The organism is Streptomyces sp. NPDC050548, from assembly GCF_044457385.1.
Taxonomy (GTDB): Bacteria; Actinomycetota; Actinomycetes; order Streptomycetales; family Streptomycetaceae; genus Streptomyces.
Genome location: NZ_JBITGV010000002.1, coordinates 763,051 through 779,436 on the forward strand (window position 1 = coordinate 763,051; position 16,386 = coordinate 779,436).

Consider the following 16,386-nt stretch of genomic DNA (forward strand, 5'->3'; position numbering starts at 1 on the left):
ATACCGTCAGGTGTCACCAGGTGACGGGCAACTCGTAGATGCCGTAGGCCTGCGAGTCCTCCTTGAACTTCAACTCCGATACGTCCACGGCGAGTTGCAGCGTCGGGATGCGGCGGAACAACGTGCTGAAGACGACGTGGAGTTCGATGCGGGCGAGCTGCTGGCCCACGCACTGGTGCGGGCCCCAGCCGAACGCGTGGTGGTGGGCGGCGCTGCGGGTGAGGTCGAGCTTCTCGGGGTCGGGGAACGCCTGCGGGTCCCAGTTGGCGGCCGGCAGCGACGCGATGACGCCCTCGCCCGCGCGGATGACCTCACCGTCGATCTCGATGTCCTCGACCACGGCCCGGCGGGCCAGCAGATGCGGGATGGTGAGGTAGCGCAACAGCTCCTCCACCGTGCTCGTCACGTACTTCGCGTCGTCGGAGTGCTCGCGCAGGCCCGCGAGTTGGTCGGGATGCTGCAGCAGCAGCGCGGTGCCCAGCGTGATCATGTTGGCGCTGGTGTCGTGCCCGGCGACGAGCAGGATGTGCCCGAGAGGGGCCGCCTCCTCCATGGACAGCTCGCCCGCCTTGATGCGCGCGCCGAGGTCGGAGAGGACGTCCTCGCCGGGGTTGTCCATCTTGGCCTCGATGAGCCCGGCGATGTAGCGGCGCACGGCCGCCGTGCTCTCCGCCGCCTGCTCCGGGGTCTTGAAGCGCGCGTTGGTCACACCCGCGTGCTCCTGGAAGAAGTCGTGGTCCTCGTACGGCACCCCGAGCAGCGCGCAGATCATCAGCGAGGGCAGCGGGAGCGACAGCGCCTCGTTCAGCTCGGTCGGGTTGGGACCCGCCAGCATCTTGTCGATGAGGTCGTCGGTGATCCGCTGGATCTCCGGGCGGATCTTCTCCATCCGGTGCCGGGTGAACGAACTCGTGAGCATCCGCCGCCACCGCGTGTGCTCGGCCCCGTCGGTGTTGTTGATCGACGGCTGGATATGCGCCGCGTGCGCCTTCATCGCCTCGGTCGTGTGCGGATATCCGGGCGCGCCGATGTTCGCGCTGAGCCGGGGATCGGTCAGCAGCTGCCGCTGGGCCGCGTGGGTCGTGACGACCCAGGGGGTCGTGCCGTCCCACGTCCTGGCCCGCACCAGCGCCTTGCCCGAGTCGTGCAGTTTCAGCAGGCCCGGCGGCGGCGCGAACGGGCACTCGTCCGATCGGGGTGACGGGTACTCCGGCAGCTCCTCGGAGACGTCGGTTCCGGCCACGCTCTCGGTCATGGTTCTGTCGTCCTCTCGTCGGCCCCGCACCTGACGGAACCATACGTCGACCGATCGGTACAATCAATCTTCGAGAGGTCGGTGAAGAAATATGCGGCGACTGTATTGACCGAGTGGTCCATTCAATCTCTGGATTGAGTCAGCGAGGCTCCCGCGGCAGCCCGAGCCCCCGCTCGGCCACCTGCGTCCGCAGCACCTCGTTCGCCCCGCCGGCGATCGTGTACGCCCGCGAGTACAGATGCGCGTCCTGCCACCAGCCATCCGCTACGACATCCTCGTCGCCCTCGACCAGCAACCCGTCCGTGCCCTGGAGACTCAGGCCGAAGTCGACCAGGTCGTGGTTCAGCTCGCTGAAGAAGATCTTGCCGAGGAGGGCGTCGGCCGGTCCTTCCGTGTCGTGCACCGTCCGAGACCGGGCGAGATCGAGAAGTGCGGCGTTCACGTGAACCCGCGTGGCCAGTTCGCCGATCGTCTGCCGGGTCGCGGAGTCGTCCAGCGCGGGCCTGCCGTTGACCGACGTACGCGCCGCGAGGCGCAGCAAGTCGTCCAGTACGGCGACCAGTTCGACACCGCGCGCGCCCACCCCGGACCGCTCGCGCCCGAGGCTGCTCATCGCCACCCGCCAGCCGTCGTTCACCCGCCCGATCACGTTCGCGGCCGGGATGCGCACGCCGTCGAGGAAGACCTCGTTGAAGTCGGTCGTCCCGGTGATCTCCCGCAACGGCCGGATGTCGACGCCCGGGCTGCGCAGATCGAGGGCGAACGCCGTGATGCCCTTGTGCTTCGGCGCCTCACGGTCGGTGCGCGCGAGCAGGTAACCCATGTCCGCGTGCTGCCCGTTGGTCGTCCACACCTTCTGGCCGTCCACGACGAACACGGCGTCGTCACCCTCGCCCTCGCGGACTGCCCGCGTCCGCAGCGCCGCCAGGTCGCTGCCCGCCTCCGGTTCGCTGAACAGCTGGCACCACACGTCCTCGCAGGAGCGGATGCGGGGCAGAAAGCGCGCCCGCTGTGCGTCGGTGCCGAACTCCAGCAGCGCGGCCGAGGCCAGCGAGGCGGCGCCGATCGGCTGCCAGGTGCGGGCGCGGGCGATCTCCTCCGCCACGACCGAGGATCCGAGGGGGTGAGCGTCGGGACGGCCGCCGTACTCGGCCGGCCAGTCGATCCCGAGGAAACCCGCCTCGTACAGCTTGGCCGTCCACTCCCGGATCGCCGACATCAGTTCGGGCTCCGGCGCGCGCACCCCCGTATGGGTCTTGATGCCGGGGGAGTGCTCGGCGACAAAGGCACGCACCTTCCGCCGGAACGCTTCGAGCTCGGGCGTGGACTCAAGTCGCATCGCTGTCGGCTCCCTGTTCTCGTGCCGCGGCCCAGAAATGAGGTTACTCTAACCGTGGCGATCACCCACTTGCCAGGGGTCGGAGCGAGAAAAAGTGGCCTCATCTAGGTTCCAGGTACTCGAACGGCACGCCTCCGGCCCAGGTGACGAATAGACTGGGGATCCGCAATATCCGCCCCAGAGGAGTTGGCCATGGCGACTGCCGTCGACCGCGAGCCCGCCGACGGCGAGACCGGTGTCCCGGTCGGCAAGCTGGCCGCGCAGACCGCCCGCCGTATCGAGGCGACCGTGATCCGCCAGGGCTGGCCGGTGGGCGAGTCGTTGGGCTCCGAGGTGGATCTGCGGGAGCGGCTCGGGGTGAGTCGCGCGGTGCTGCGCGAGGCGGTACGGCTCGTCGAGCACCACCAGGTGGCCAGGATGCGGCGCGGCCCGAACGGTGGCCTGATCGTCTGCGCCCCCGACGCGGGACCGGCCACCCGCGCCATGGTGATCTACCTCGAATACGTCGGCACCAGCGTCACCGACCTGCTCCAGGCCCGCCTCCTGCTGGAGCCGATCGCCGCCGGACTGGCCGCCGACCGCATCACCGAGCAGGGCATCGACACCCTCCGCACCACGCTCGCCGCCGAACTCGACCACTGGGACGAACCCGGCGTCCACTCGCAGGACCCCCTTCACCCCGTGCTCGCCCAGTTGTCGGGCAACCCGGTGCTGCACCTGTTCGTCGACGTGCTCACCCGGCTCACCGCCCGCTACGCGCACACCTCACGCCGTATCTCCAAGACCGAGATGCACGCGGCGAAGGACACCTCGCACCGCGCGCACAAAGCAGTCGTCGACGCGGTGATCGCCGACGACGGGGCCCGCGCGCAGACGGAGTTGACCGCACATCTGGAGTCCGTGGCCGGCTGGATCGAGAAGCACCGGGTGCGGCGCGGGCAGCGGATCGCGGGCAATGTCGTCGAGCCCGAACTGGTCGAGGGGCCCCGGGCCAAGCTCGCCGAAGTGGTCGCGGCCCGCATCCACGACGACATCGCCGCGCGCGGCTGGCAGACCGGCATGGTGCTCGGCTCCGAGGCCGACCTGCTCGCCCGCTACTCGATCAGCCGGGCCGTACTGCGGGAAGCCGTACGGCTGTTGGAGTACCACTCGGTGGCCCGGATGCGCCGCGGCCCCGGCGGCGGCCTGATCGTCACCGAGCCCGAACCGCAGGCCAGCATCGACACCATGGCGCTCTTCCTGGAGTACCAGGGCGTCACCGCCGACGACCTGCGGATCGTGCGCAACGCCATCGAACTCGGCGTCGTCGCCCGGGTCACCGCGAGAGTCGCGGAGGGTGACAAAGAGGTGACCGAACGGCTCGGCAAGGCCGTCCGCTGGAGCACCGAGGGTCCCGCCGACGACCCGCGCAAGGCCGACCTCTTCCACACCGAACTGGCCGCGCTCTCCGACAATCCGGTGCTGTCCCTGTTCCTGTCGATCATCACCGAGCTGTTCCGCCGCCACGCCTCGGGCCACGACCGACCGCTGCCCGGCGACACGGCGGCCGAGGAGGTCCAGCACGTCCACCAGCGGATTCTCGACGCGATCGTCGAGGGTGACGCCGGAGTGGCCCGGCACCGGATGCGCCGCCACCTGGACGCGCTGATCCCCTGGTGGCACTGATCTCCTGACGATCGACCCGCAACGCCCCTGTGCGGCCTTCGGGCCCACGGGGGCGTTCTGCTGAACCGGGCTGTGTCGAGGGAGGCTAATTAGGTATACTGAATAGGTCGAGCCGAAGGAGATCCGATGCGCCGGACCCTGTTCGAAGAGACCCATGAGGACTTCCGTCTGCTGGTCCGTGACTTCATCGCCCGCGAGGTGCTCCCGTCGTACGAGGACTGGCGGCGCGCCGGACTCGTCCCCCGGGACCTGTTCACCGCACTGGGCAAGCTCGGCATCATCGGTACGGCGATCCCGGAGGAGTACGGCGGGGGCGGCCAGGACGACTACCGCTACAACGCCGTGATCCAGGAGGAGTGCGCCCGCGCCTGCGTCACGCTCGGCGGTCTGCGCACCCACCTGGACATCGTCGTCCCGTACTTCACGGGCCTGGCCAACGCCGAGCAACGGGCGCGCTGGCTACCGGGGTTGGCCTCCGGCGAGCTGTACACCGCGATCGCGATGAGCGAACCCGCCACCGGATCCGACCTCGCCGGCATCACCACCAGGGCGGTCCGCGACGGCGACCACTTCGTCCTCAACGGGGCGAAGACCTTCATCACCGGCGGTCACCACGCCGACCTGGTGATCGTGGTCGCCCGCACCACCGTGGACCCGGACAACCGGCGCGGCGGGCTCTCCCTCCTCGTGGTGGAGAAGGGCACCCCCGGCTTCACTGTCGGGCGCAAGCTGGAGAAGATCGGCCTGGCCGTCCAGGACACCGTGGAACTCGCCTTCGACGACGTCCGCGTGTCCGCCGCCAACCTCCTCGGCGAGGAAGGCGCCGCCTTCACCCTCCTCGGCCGCAACCTCGCCCAGGAACGCCTCGCCATCGCGGTCGGCGCGGTCGCCCAGGCCCGCACCGCGATCGACCTCACCGTCTCCTACGTCCGCGACCGGAACGTGTTCGGAAAACCACTGGCCCAGTTCCAGAACACGAAGTTCGAACTCGCCTCCCTGGACGCCGAGTTGACGGCCGCGCAGGCCCTGCTCGACGCGGCGATCACCGCACTCGTCGCGGGCGAACTGGACCCCGTGGACGCGGCCCGCACCAAGCTGGTCTGCACCGAGACGCAGGGACGCGTCGTCGACCGCTGTCTCCAACTGCACGGCGGCTACGGCTACATCCTCGAATCCCCGATCGCCCGCCTGTACGCGGACGCCCGGGTGACCCGTATCTACGGCGGCACCAGCGAGGTCATGAAGCTCATCATCAGCAAGTCCCTGGGCCTATAAGACCGTTTAGACCATGAGGAGTTGGGTGTGAACATCGACGGTTCAGCGGCACTCGTCACCGGCGGCGCCTCCGGGCTCGGCCTGGCCACCGCGCGGCGCATCATCGAACGCGGCGGACGTGTCGTCCTCGCCGACATCTCCGAGGAACAGGGCGTCAAGGCGGTCGCCGACCTCGGCGAGGCCGCGCGCTTCGTCCGCACCGACGTCACCGACCCGACCGAGGTCACCGCCGCCCTCGACGCGGCCGAGCAACTCGGCACCCTGCGCGCCGTCGTGCACTGCGCCGGACGCGGCGGCGACCGCACCCGGATCATCGACCGCGACCGCAACCCCGGCGAACTCGACACCTTCGCCGAGGTCATACGCGTCAACCTGATCGGCACCTACAACGTCCTGCGCCTCTCCGCCGCCCGCCTCGCCGGCAACGAGGTCGTCGACGGCGACCGGGGCGCCGTAGTGCTCACCGCGTCCGTCGCCGCGTTCGACGGCCAGATCGGGCAGACCTCCTACACCGCCGCCAAGGCCGGCGTCCACGGCATCACCCTCGTCGCCGCCCGCGACCTGGCCAGCTGGCAGATCCGGGTGAACACCATCGCCCCCGGCATCATGGACACCCCGATGCTCGGCCGCCTCCGCGCCGACATCCGCGACGGCCTCGCCGCCTCCGTGCCGCACCCCAAGCGACTCGGCGACCCGGACGACTTCGCCCGCCTCGCCGTCGAGATGCTGGAGAACCCGTACCTCAACGGCCAGACCGTCCGCCTCGACGGCGCCATCCGCATGGCCCCGCGATGACGGCGGACGGGACCGGCGAGTCGGACGACCGATTCCGCGCCCGCCTGCGGGCCTTCCTCACGGACCAGCACCCCGGGCGCCGCCCCAAGGACCCCGTCGAGCGGATCGCCTGGCAGAAGAAGTGGCTCGCCACGCTCTTCGACGCCGGTTACGCGGGCCCGAGTTGGCCCCGCGAGTACGGCGGCATGGACCTGTCCTTCGCACGCCAGGTCAGCTACCAGGAGGAGTACGCACGCGCCCGCGTCCCCGGCCCCCTCGGTACCGGGCTGGGCATCGCCGCCCCCACCCTCATCAAGTACGGCACGCCCGAGCAGAAGGAGCGCCATCTGCGCCCCATGCTGCGCGGCGACATGGTGTGGGCCCAGGGCTACTCCGAACCGGAGGCAGGCTCGGACCTCCCCGCACTGCGCACGACGGCACGGCGCGAGGATGCGGAGTACGTCGTCAACGGGCAGAAGGTGTGGAACAGTTCGGCCGACATCGCCGACATCTTCTTCACCCTCGTCCGCACCGGACCGCCCGACTCCCGCCAGGACGGCATCAGTTACCTGCTGATCGACGCCCACGCCCCGGGAGTGACCGTACGGCCGCTGCGCGATCTCACCGGCGACGCGCACTTCTGCGAGATCTTCTTCGACGACGTCCGTGTACCGGTCGCCAACCGCATCGGCGAGGAGAACGGCGGCTGGCCGCTGGTGCGGACGAGCCTCGGGCACGAGCGTGCGGCCGGGGCGATGAACCAAGCGGCCCTGTACCGACGGGTGGTGGACGAGTTGATCGAACTCGCCCGTGAGCGCGGTGCCACGGCCGACCCGATCGTCCGCGACCGGCTCGCCGACTTCGAGATCCGCGTCCGCGTCATGCGGCTCACCGGCATGCGCACCATCGCCGACATCATGGCCAAGGGCGAGCCAGGGCCCGCCTCTTCGACGGCGCGGCTGTCCATCGTGACCTTCGAGCAGGAGCTGCACGAGTTCGCGGTCGACCTGCTCGGGCCGTACGGCATCCTCGACCGCCGCGACCCGCACGCGGTCCAACGCGGGCGCTGGGTATGGGGGTTCCTGCGCACCCGGGCCTCGTCGATCGGCGCGGGCACGGCCGAGATCCAGCGCAACACGATCGCCGAGCAGGTGTTGGGGCTGCCCCGCGACCCGGCGATGCCGACCGTGGAAAGGACCTGATGAAGGCCGCACGCTGCATGGAGTACGGGCCGCCCGGCGGCCTCTCGGTCGTCGAACTCGACGACCTCCGGCCCGGAGCCGGCGAGGTACTGGTCCGCGTGCACGCGGCGGCGGTGAACTTCCCTGACGTGCTTCTCGTGGCCGACCGCTACCAAGTGCCCGCGCCACTGCCCTTCACGCCGGGCAGTGAATTCACCGGTGTGGTCGCGGAGTTGGGGCCGGGTGTGTCCGGTCCGCCCGTCGGCTCACCCGTCGCCGGAGCGGTCCTCACCGGCGCGTTCGCCGAACAGGTCGTCGTGCCCGTCGCGAGCCTGCGCCAGGTGCCCGAGGGCCTCGACATGGTGCACGCCGCCGCGTTCCACGTCACGTACGCCACCGCCTACCACTCCCTGGTCACCGTCGGACAGGGCAGCGCGGGGGAGTGGGTGGCGGTGCTCGGCGCGGCCGGCGGGGTCGGTTCGGCGGCGGTCGACATCGCGACGCGGCTCGGTATGCGGGTGGTCGCCGCCGCGTCGAGCCAGGAGCGGCTGACGGTGGCCCGCAAGCTCGGGGCCGAGGCCGGTGTCGACTACGTTCACGAGGATCTCAAGCTGCGCACAAGGGAGTTGACCGGCGGCGAGGGTGCCCACCTCGTGATCGACCCGGTGGGCGGCGACCACGCGGAGGCCGCCCTGCGCGCGCTGCGGCGGGGCGGCCGGTTCGTCACGGTCGGGTACGCCGACGGGAAGATTCCGCGCATCCCGCTGAACCTGGTGCTGCTCAAGGACCTGGTCGTGCGGGGCTTCGAGATCCGTACGGTGCGCCAGTACGCGCCGGACGCGGTGGCCGCCGCCGACCGTGCCCTCGCCGCGATGGTCCGGGACGGCATGCGCCCGCTGGTCTCCCGCGTCCACCCGCTCGCCGATGTCGCCACCGCTCTCACCGATGTCGCCGAGCGCAGGACCACCGGCAAGGTGGTCCTGGACCTCACGTCGTAGCAGAAGCCATCCGCACCAAACGCCTTCAGAACGCGGGGAGTTGGGGACGCTTGCGGACATAGCCGCCGGCGTCCACCCGCATCTGCATGCCGGTGACGTAGCGGGACTCGTCGGAGACCAGGAAGAGGACCATGTCGGAGACGTCCTCCGGCTCGACGTAGGGAACGTCCATCCCGGTCGTCGCGGGGAAGGACACCAGCGCGTCCTCACGGGTCGGGTTTTCGAGGTCCGGCCGGAACGACCGGTACATGATGTCGCTGTTGAGCATGTCCGTGTTGACGTTGGTCGGGTGCAGGCCGTTGACCCGGATCCGCCGCGACAGCAGCACCGTCGCCAAGTCGTGGACGAACGAGGCCACTTGGCGCTTGGCGAAGGAGTAGCCGAGGCCGCCGGGCCCGTTGGTCGGGCTGTCGACGGTCGCCGGGGTCAGAGCCGCGATCGACCCGGTCGCCACGATCGAGGCGCCGTCGGGCAGATGGGGCAGGGCGGCCTCGACGGCGTGCACGACACCGTTGAAGTCGACGGTGACCGCGTCGATGAAGGCCTGGACGCCCTGTCGGGGACCGAGCGGCGCGATACCGGCCTGTGCCACCAAGGCGTCCAGCCGCCCGAGTTCGGCCACCCCGGCGGCCACGGCCGCCTTCAGAGCCGCCGGATCCCGTACGTCCGCCTTGCGCGCGACGATGCGTCGCCCGAGCTTCTCGACCTGGCGCACGGTCTCGTCCAGGTCGTCCTGAGTGGCCAGCGCATACGCGTTGGTGGCGATGTCCTCGCACAGGTCGACGGCGATGATGTCGGCGCCCTCCGTAGCGAGCCGGAGCGCGTGGGCGCGGCCCTGCCCGCGCGCCGCCCCGGTGATGAACACGACCTTGTCCTGTACTCGGCCCATCCTGGGGCTCCTTCCGCCGGAGATAAAAGAGTAGCCTGAATACTGTGCGGTGGTGCTGTTCGTGATCCATGATCGGTATCAAGTCCGCTGACCGTTGGCCGGTTTCCGTTCAGTGGGATCTGAACAGTGCACACAATTCGGCCGGTGCTAGAGAGTCCATGAGATTCGAGGGAGCACATCGATGCCATTGCAGCCATGGATGAAGTTGCTGTCGACCGACGACCACCTGATCGAGCCGCCGCGCCTGTGGACGGACCGCCTGCCGGCGAAGTACCGCGACGCCGGACCGCGGATCGTGGAACAGTCGCGCGGGGAGGGCCAGGCCCCGGCCGAGGTGTGGAACTACGAGGGCCGCATCTATCCCTACATCGGCCTGAACGCCGTGGCGGGCAAGTCACCCGAGGAGTTCGGCCTCGAACCGACCCGCTACGACGAGATGATCCCGGGCTGCTACGACCCGAAGGCCCGGCTGCGCGACATGGATCTGGACGGGGTGTGGGGCGCGCTGTGCTTCCCGTCGTTCCCGCGCTTCGCCGGCACGATCTTCCTGGATGGCCAGGACCGCCGGCTCGCCCTGCTCTGTGTTCAGGCCTGGAACGACTTCGTGATCGACGAGTGGTGCGCCACCGCCCCCGGCCGGCTCATCCCGCTGGTCATCCTGCCGCTGTGGGACGTCGACGCCTGCGCGGCCGAGATCCGGCGTACGGCGGCCAAGGGCGCCAAGGCGATCTCGTTCCCGGAGAACCCGGTCCCGCTGGGCCTGCCGTCGTTCCACACCGACCACTGGGACCCGGTGTTCACGGCCGCCGAGGAAACCGACATGCCGCTGTGCCTGCACTTCGGCACCTCGGGCGCGGCGCCCAAGACGGCCCCGGAGGCACCGTTCGCGGTGACGATCACCCTGTTCGCCACCAACTCGATGTACGCCGCCGCCGACCTGCTGTTCTCCCCGGTCCTGCACAACCACCCGCGACTCAAGATCGGCCTGTCCGAGGGCGGGATCGGGTGGATCCCGTATCTGCTGGAGCGCGCCGACGGCACCTGGGAGCGGCACCGCTTCTACCAGAACGTCAACCAGACCGTGCGGCCCTCCGAGCTGTTCCACAAGCACTTCCACGGCTGCTTCATCGACGACCGGTTCGGTGTGGAGGTACGCCACCACATCGGCGTCGACAAGATCACCTGGGAGTGCGACTACCCGCACTCCGACTCGTACTGGCCCAAGAGCCGCGCCTACGCGGCCGAGGTCCTCGCCGACGTGCCGGACGACGAGGTGCACAAGATCGTCGAGCTGAACACCCGCCGTCTCTACAACCTCCCCGCATGAGCAGGCGCCCGGAGTCCGAGCGCTCCGACTGGACCGACCTCGACCTGCTGACCCGCGACGAGGCGTACGGCCGCCTCCAGGAGGAGATCGGCCTCACTGTCCGTCGGCTCGCAGAACTCGGCGCGGGCGACGAGGCCGAGCGTGAACTCCTCGACACCCGGCTGCGCGCCCTGCGCGAGGCCGCCGAGGATCTGAATGTCCGCTGAAAGAAGGGGAGTCGGCGTGGGCCGTATGGAAGGCAAGGCGGTGCTCATCACGGGGGCCGCCCGGGGGCAGGGGCGTTCCCACGCCGTGCGGCTGGCTGAGGAGGGAGCCGATGTCGTCGTGACCGACGTGTGCCACGACATCAGCGACGAGCTGCCCTACTCGCTGGCGTCGAAGGAACAGCTGGAGGAGACCGCGGAGTTGGTGCGGGCGACCGGCCGCCGCTGTATCGCCCTGCAGGCCGACGTGCGCTCGGTGGTGGAGCTGCGGGCCGCCGCCGACGCGGCCTGGGAGGAGTTCGGACGGCTCGACACGGTGGTGGCGAACGCGGGCGTGATGAGCATCGGCGCCGCGTGGGAGCTGTCCGAGGAGGCCTGGGACGTCGTCATGGACGTCAATCTCAAGGGCCCCTGGAACACGGTGCGGGCCACGGTGCCTGGGATGATCGAGGCCGGGCAGGGCGGCTCCGTCGTCATCACCAGCTCCGCGGCCGGCATCCGCGGTCATGTGCCGTACGCCCACTACACGGCCAGCAAGCACGGTGTCGTCGGCCTGATGAAGGCGCTGTCCAACGAACTCGCCCCGCACCGCATCCGGGTGAACACCGTGCACCCCACCGGTGTGAGCGACACCGGTATTACGGTCGGTGTCCCGATCGAGGAACTCGCCGCGCGGGAACCGCTGTTCGCGCTGGCCGCGATGAACCCCCTTGCCCCGTACGTCGAGCCGCGTGACGTGTCGAACGCTGTCCTGTTCCTCGCGTCGGACGAGTCGCGGTACGTCACCGGCCTTCAGTTCACCGTCGACGCGGGCTCGACGAACAAGCCGTAGAACGGAGTTGTGCATGAAGATCACGATCGACTCCTCGCTGTGCTCCGGGCACGCGAGGTGTGCGGCGGCGGCGCCGGAGGTGTTCCGGCTCGACGACGACGGCTATGCGCTGCCCTACGACGGCGAGGTGCCGCCGGAACTCGAACAGACGGCCAGGGATGGGGAGTCGGCCTGTCCGGAGCGGGCCGTCACCGTCGAGCGCTGACACGGAGGAGCCCCACGGTCATGGACCGTGGGGCTCCTGTCCTGCGCGCTCGGGTCAGCCGGCGGGCTGCGGCGGCGGGGTGAAGTGGTGGCCCCAGAACGCGCCGTCGGTGATCTCGTAGACGGGCACCGGCTCCGGGACCTTGAGGCCGTTCCAGCCGAACTCGACGGCGTAGTTCTCCGGCGACCACACGTAGAACGACACCATGTGGTCGTTGGTGTGCTTGCCGAGCGAGTGCATCATCGGGACGTCGAGCTTCGCCGCCCGGTCCAGGGCGCGGCCCACGTCGTCCAGCGTCCTGCCCTCGACCATGAAGTGCAGCAGCCGCCCAGGACCCGGCGCCGGGGTGACGCCCAGGGTGTGGTGGCGCGGGTTGCAGCCCATGAACCAGGTCGTGCCGCCCGGCGAGCGCATCGTGTTGCGCTCGATGAAACCGAGGGTGTCGACGTAGAAGTCGAACGTGCCCCGCGCGTCCTCGGCGGAGACGATCGCGTGCCCGAAGCCCATGTCACCGGTCAGGAAGCCCGAGACCAGCGGCGTGTGCACCGGAACGTGGTCGAGGATCGCGCCGTAGAACAGCTCGACCGGGTTGCCGCCCGGGTCGTTGAACTTGACGAAGCCGGTGACCCGGCGTTCCGCGGCCTCGTCCTCGGTGCCGGCGGTCACCTTGATGCCGGTCTTCTCGACATCGGCGACCAGCCTCGCCAGCTCCCGCTCGTCGATCACCTCGAAGCCCAGCGCGGTCATCCCGCTCTGCGAACCGGGGGAGACCACGATGCGGGCCGGATAGTCGTCCATCCGGTAGTACAGGGATTCCGGGTCGCCGCCCTCAACTGGCATCAGGCCGAGGAAATCCGCCCCGAACACCTTCCATTTCTCGATGTCACTGGATTCCAGCCGTACATACCCGAGTGAGCGCACACCCATCAGGGTTCTCCCATCACCGTCGTCAAGTCCTTGCGGTCCGACGCTAATGAGGCGGGCGGACCAGGAGCCGTACACGTCCCACTGATCGGGAGGAGTGCGACACCCGGCCGGGACGCGGTGGCACGGTGACTGTCGCCCGTCACCCCGCGACCGGAGGCCACGCACCGCCATGACACTCACCGCTGAGGACACCCTGCGCGAACTGCACACCGACGAGGGCACGTTGCGCTACCACGAGGCGGGCGACGGGCCGCCCCTGCTCCTGCTGCACGGCTCCGGTCCGGGGGTCACCGGCTGGCGCAACTACCGTGGAAATCTCCCCCTGTTCGCGAAGCACTTCCGCTGTCTCGCCCTGGAATTCCCCGGGTTCGGGGTCAGTGATCCCACCGACGAGAACCCGATGATGGCGGCCCCGAAGGCCGTGCTGCGTTTCCTCGACGGCCTCGGCCTCGAACGCGTCGACGTCATCGGCAATTCCATGGGCGGCTTTGTCGCCGCCGGACTCGCCGTCGCGCACAAGGACCTGTTCCGCAGGGTCGTGACCATCGGCGGCGTCGGCCGCAACATCCTCTCGCCCGGCCCCAGCGAGGGCCTCAACCTGCTCGTCGAGTTCGCCGAGAACCCGACCCGCGAGAACCTGCTCCAGTGGCTGCGGTCGATGGTCCACGACCCGTCCCTCCTCACCGAGGAACTCATCGAGGAGCGCTGGGCGAGCGCCACCGAGCCCGCGACCCTGGAGGCCTCCCGGCGGATCTACGGCCGGCAGGCCATGGCCGCCATGCAGGCGGCCCAGGCCCACTCCGACCAGCCCATCTGGGCCGCGCTGCACAAGATCACCGCGCCCACACTGCTGACCTGGGGCCGTGACGACCGGGTCACACCGCTGGAGAGCGCGCTGATCCCGATGCGTACGATTCCCAAAGCGGAACTGCATGTGCTGCCCGACTGCGGCCACTGGGCCATGATCGAGCAGAAGGAGGCCTGGGAGAGCGCGGTCCTGGCCTTCCTGACCCGCCCCGAGGCGTCCTGAGCGTCGGCGGGAGCACCCAACGACCGAGGGGACGACGTGGCGAGACCCGCTGAGGGACGGCAACCGGCGGCCCCGATGTCGAGCGGCCAGGCCGCCCGCCGGGTCCGCATCCTCCGCGCCGCCTCCGAACTCGGCGCCCGCGAGGGACTGGCCAGCGTCCAGATGCATGACGTGGCCAAGGAGGCCGGCGTCGCCATCGCCACCCTGTACCGCTACTTCCCGTCCAAGCCGTATCTGTTCATGGCGGTCCTGGAGTGGCACATCGAGCAGTTCGTCGGCGGCCACGGGAACACCTCCGTCGCCGCCGGGGGCACGGACCCCGCCGCCGAGATCGCGGAACTCCTCATCTCGCTCAGCGTGAAACTGCTGGACAGCCCGCTGCTCGCCTCGGCGGTGGCCCTGTCGTCGTTCACCGAGTACACGAGCGTCGTCCAGGCCCGCACGGACCTCGTCGACAGCCCCCTGGGCCAGGCCATCCTGCGCCTGCTCGGCGGCGGTGTCCGCGAGGCCTCGGCAACCGACCGCAGCCGGGCGCGCCTGCTCATCTACGGCTGGTGGGGCCTGTTCGTGGCCGTGCTCACCGAGGAGCTCACCACCGAGGAGGCGGAGACCAACATGCGGCTGGCCGCACGGCTGCTCCTCACGCCGTAGAACCTCATGGCAGTGCCCGGAACACCCTTGGTGTTCCGGGCACTTGACGTTGTGTCAGTCCTCGGTGTCCGCGATGTCGAGCACGGCCAGATACGAGAACGCGACACTCGAACCGATGGGAGCACCTGCTCCCGGGTACACGCGGCCCGTCATCGCGGCGGCGGTGTTGCCGGCCGCGTAGAGCCCCTCGATCGGACCGCCGTCCGGGCGCAGCACCCGCGCGTGCTCGTCGATCCTCAGGCCGCCCTTGGTGCCGATGTCTGCGGGGACGATCGTCGCGACGTAGTACGGCGGGGTGTCGAGCGGGGGCAGAATCGGGTTGGGCCAGTCGTTCGTGGGCGGCGGTGCCGGGTAGTTGAGCTGGGGCAGCGCCGGGAAGCCCAGGACGTACTGGGCCATCTGGTCCCAGGGCGTCTCGCCGCGATGGAACTTCTCGTCGACCCCGGTGTGCGCGTAGCCGTTGAACTCCTCGATCGTTTTGCGCAGGGCGTCCAGCGGTACGTCGATGAGCTGCGCCAACTCCTCCAGCGTGTCGGCCTTCTTGAGCGCGCCCGACTCGAACCACTCGGGGCGGACCGGCTCGTCGTACGGGCCGCCGAAGCCGTCCCGGTCCAGCTGGCGCTGGTCGATGATCCAGTGGGCGGGGATGTGCGAGACGCCCGAGGTCGCGTGCAGGCGGACTATCTCGCGGCCCGCCTGGTCGTAGGGGCGGGTCTCGTTGACGAAGCGTTCGCCGGCGGCGTTGACCCAGATTCCGCCACGGGTCCCGGTGTGGAAGAGCGGCAGGCCGTCCGGCCACACGAGTCCGGGCGTGAACCAGGCCGCGTCGAGCAGATCGGTGGCGGCGCCGACCGCGATGCCGGCCTGGAGCGCGTCGCCCGTGTTGCCCGGGGCGCCGTGGCTCCACTCACTGCCGCGCTCCGGAACCGGCTGGTACTTCTCGCGCAGCTCGCGGTTGCGCTCGAAGCCGCCGGCCGCGAGGATCACCCCGCCCGTGGCGCGGAACGTGACCCGCTCGCCGTCGCTCACCGCCTCCACACCGACGACCCGGCCGTCCTCGACGACCAGGCTCTCCAACGCCGTGTCGAGGCGCAGCGTGCCGTGGCCCGTCTCCAGGAAGGCCGCCAGCGTCCTTCCGATCAGCGCGCGGCCCCCGCTGAGGACCGGGCCCTCGTCGTGGCCCCAGCGCTGGGTGGGCAGGCAGGCGCGGACCAGCCGGGCGTGTTCGCCGAGTTCGGCGACGGTGACCTTCGGCGGGAAAATGGTGTGTCCGGTGGGGGAGGAACCGGCGACCGACGGATAGTAGTCCGGCACCGGGAGGTGCTCGAAGGACCGGAACCACGGGTTCTGCTCCAGCTCGTCGATCAGCTGGATCCCGGCCCGCAGATAGGCCTCCTGGAGCGGCTCGCGCGACTCGTCGTCGACGCTCTCGCGCAGATACGTCCGCGCGTCCTCGATGCTGTCGTCGAGCCCGGCCCGCCGCATGGGGGCAGAACCGGGGTACCACAGACCGGAACCGGAGTAGGCGGTGGTGCCGCCGACCCGGTCGGTCTTCTCGATGACGAGGGTGCGCAGTCCGCGCGAGGCGGCGGCATAGGCACCGACCAGACCTCCGCCCGACCCGACCACGATCACGTCGTAGACGTCCTCGTTGCTGGCCAAGATGACCTCCTCAGGTGTGCTGACGTTCTCGACGGCCGAGCGCGGCTCAACGCCACAACCTCAAGCAATGTGCGGGCGACGGTATCGAGCCAACTCCCCGGCTCCGACCGGTCATCTCGCTCAGCGAGACCATTTGTCCACACCCGGACCGAGTCCCGGTGAGCGGAACGCGC

16 protein-coding genes are annotated in these 16,386 nt (G+C 69.9%); 11 read left to right on the forward strand and 5 right to left on the reverse strand.

The genetic code is table 11. From position 1 onward, the window contains the following. Positions 1-13: 13 nt before the first annotated feature. Together ACIBJH_RS09315 and ACIBJH_RS09320 are read right to left on the reverse strand one after the other, a co-directional pair. The gene (locus ACIBJH_RS09315; RefSeq protein WP_399116223.1) at positions 14-1,255 is read right to left on the reverse strand and encodes a cytochrome P450; all 1,242 of its coding nucleotides are present in this window, start codon (positions 1,253-1,255) and stop codon (positions 14-16) included. Between the two features lie 139 nt (positions 1,256-1,394). After that, positions 1,395-2,594 carry an acyl-CoA dehydrogenase family protein gene (locus ACIBJH_RS09320; RefSeq protein ID WP_399116224.1) on the reverse strand — a complete coding sequence of 400 codons (1,200 nt, stop codon included), beginning with the start codon at positions 2,592-2,594 and terminating at the stop codon, positions 1,395-1,397. A gap of 192 nt (positions 2,595-2,786) precedes the next feature. On the opposite strand from ACIBJH_RS09320, the gene ACIBJH_RS09325 reads away from it, so the two are divergent. From ACIBJH_RS09325 to ACIBJH_RS09345, 5 genes are all read left to right on the forward strand, one after another. After that, positions 2,787-4,259: a FadR/GntR family transcriptional regulator gene (locus ACIBJH_RS09325; RefSeq protein ID WP_399116225.1), complete on the forward strand. Its 1,473-nt coding sequence runs from the start codon at positions 2,787-2,789 to the stop codon at positions 4,257-4,259. Positions 4,260-4,385: 126 nt separating this feature from the next. Continuing rightward, positions 4,386-5,534, forward strand: coding sequence for an acyl-CoA dehydrogenase family protein (locus ACIBJH_RS09330; protein ID WP_399116226.1), 1,149 nt, complete (start codon positions 4,386-4,388; stop codon positions 5,532-5,534). 27 nt (positions 5,535-5,561) lie between these two features. Next, positions 5,562-6,329: an SDR family NAD(P)-dependent oxidoreductase gene (locus tag ACIBJH_RS09335; RefSeq protein ID WP_399116227.1), complete on the forward strand. Its 768-nt coding sequence runs from the start codon at positions 5,562-5,564 to the stop codon at positions 6,327-6,329. Beyond that, positions 6,326-7,510 (forward strand): acyl-CoA dehydrogenase family protein, encoded by a 1,185-nt coding sequence (locus ACIBJH_RS09340; protein ID WP_399116228.1) that lies wholly within the window; start codon positions 6,326-6,328, stop codon positions 7,508-7,510. The genes ACIBJH_RS09335 and ACIBJH_RS09340 overlap by 4 nt, the downstream gene beginning before the upstream one ends. Further along, entirely contained in the window at positions 7,510-8,487 is a 978-nt protein-coding gene (locus ACIBJH_RS09345) for an NADPH:quinone oxidoreductase family protein (protein ID WP_399116229.1), read from the forward strand. Before ACIBJH_RS09340 ends, ACIBJH_RS09345 begins: the two co-directional genes overlap by 1 nt. A 25-nt stretch (positions 8,488-8,512) precedes the next feature. Here ACIBJH_RS09345 and ACIBJH_RS09350 read toward each other — a convergent pair whose 3' ends face one another. Continuing rightward, positions 8,513-9,376, reverse strand: a complete 864-nt coding sequence (locus ACIBJH_RS09350; RefSeq protein ID WP_399116230.1) for a mycofactocin-coupled SDR family oxidoreductase — start codon at positions 9,374-9,376, stop codon at positions 8,513-8,515. A gap of 181 nt (positions 9,377-9,557) precedes the next feature. On the opposite strand from ACIBJH_RS09350, the gene ACIBJH_RS09355 reads away from it, so the two are divergent. The 4 genes from ACIBJH_RS09355 to ACIBJH_RS09370 are packed head-to-tail and all read left to right on the forward strand — an operon-like array spanning position 9,558 to position 11,943. Beyond that, complete coding sequence (locus ACIBJH_RS09355) at positions 9,558-10,703, forward strand: amidohydrolase family protein (protein ID WP_399116231.1); 1,146 nt, start codon at positions 9,558-9,560, stop codon at positions 10,701-10,703. Continuing rightward, complete coding sequence (locus ACIBJH_RS09360; RefSeq protein ID WP_200709258.1) at positions 10,700-10,909, forward strand: hypothetical protein; 210 nt, start codon at positions 10,700-10,702, stop codon at positions 10,907-10,909. The genes ACIBJH_RS09355 and ACIBJH_RS09360 overlap by 4 nt, the downstream gene beginning before the upstream one ends. A gap of 16 nt (positions 10,910-10,925) precedes the next feature. Beyond that, positions 10,926-11,738, forward strand: a complete 813-nt coding sequence (locus tag ACIBJH_RS09365; RefSeq protein ID WP_399116232.1) for a mycofactocin-coupled SDR family oxidoreductase — start codon at positions 10,926-10,928, stop codon at positions 11,736-11,738. Between the two features lie 13 nt (positions 11,739-11,751). Then, a complete protein-coding gene (locus ACIBJH_RS09370) occupies positions 11,752-11,943 on the forward strand; it encodes a ferredoxin (RefSeq protein ID WP_399116233.1) in 192 nt (63 codons plus the stop codon). Positions 11,944-11,997: 54 nt separating this feature from the next. Here the strand turns inward: ACIBJH_RS09370 and ACIBJH_RS09375 are convergent, their stop codons facing one another. Then, complete coding sequence (locus tag ACIBJH_RS09375) at positions 11,998-12,870, reverse strand: VOC family protein (protein WP_399116234.1); 873 nt, start codon at positions 12,868-12,870, stop codon at positions 11,998-12,000. Positions 12,871-13,039: 169 nt separating this feature from the next. Between ACIBJH_RS09375 and ACIBJH_RS09380 the strand changes: the two genes are divergently transcribed. Together ACIBJH_RS09380 and ACIBJH_RS09385 are read left to right on the forward strand one after the other, a co-directional pair. Then, positions 13,040-13,900, forward strand: a complete 861-nt coding sequence (locus ACIBJH_RS09380; protein WP_200709254.1) for an alpha/beta fold hydrolase — start codon at positions 13,040-13,042, stop codon at positions 13,898-13,900. A 36-nt stretch (positions 13,901-13,936) separates the two neighbouring features. After that, complete coding sequence (locus ACIBJH_RS09385; protein ID WP_399116235.1) at positions 13,937-14,551, forward strand: TetR/AcrR family transcriptional regulator; 615 nt, start codon at positions 13,937-13,939, stop codon at positions 14,549-14,551. 54 nt (positions 14,552-14,605) lie between these two features. On the opposite strand, the gene ACIBJH_RS09390 is transcribed toward ACIBJH_RS09385, so the two are convergent. Continuing rightward, the gene (locus ACIBJH_RS09390; RefSeq protein WP_399116236.1) at positions 14,606-16,213 is read right to left on the reverse strand and encodes an FAD-dependent oxidoreductase; all 1,608 of its coding nucleotides are present in this window, start codon (positions 16,211-16,213) and stop codon (positions 14,606-14,608) included. Between the last annotated feature and the right edge of the window lie 173 nt (positions 16,214-16,386).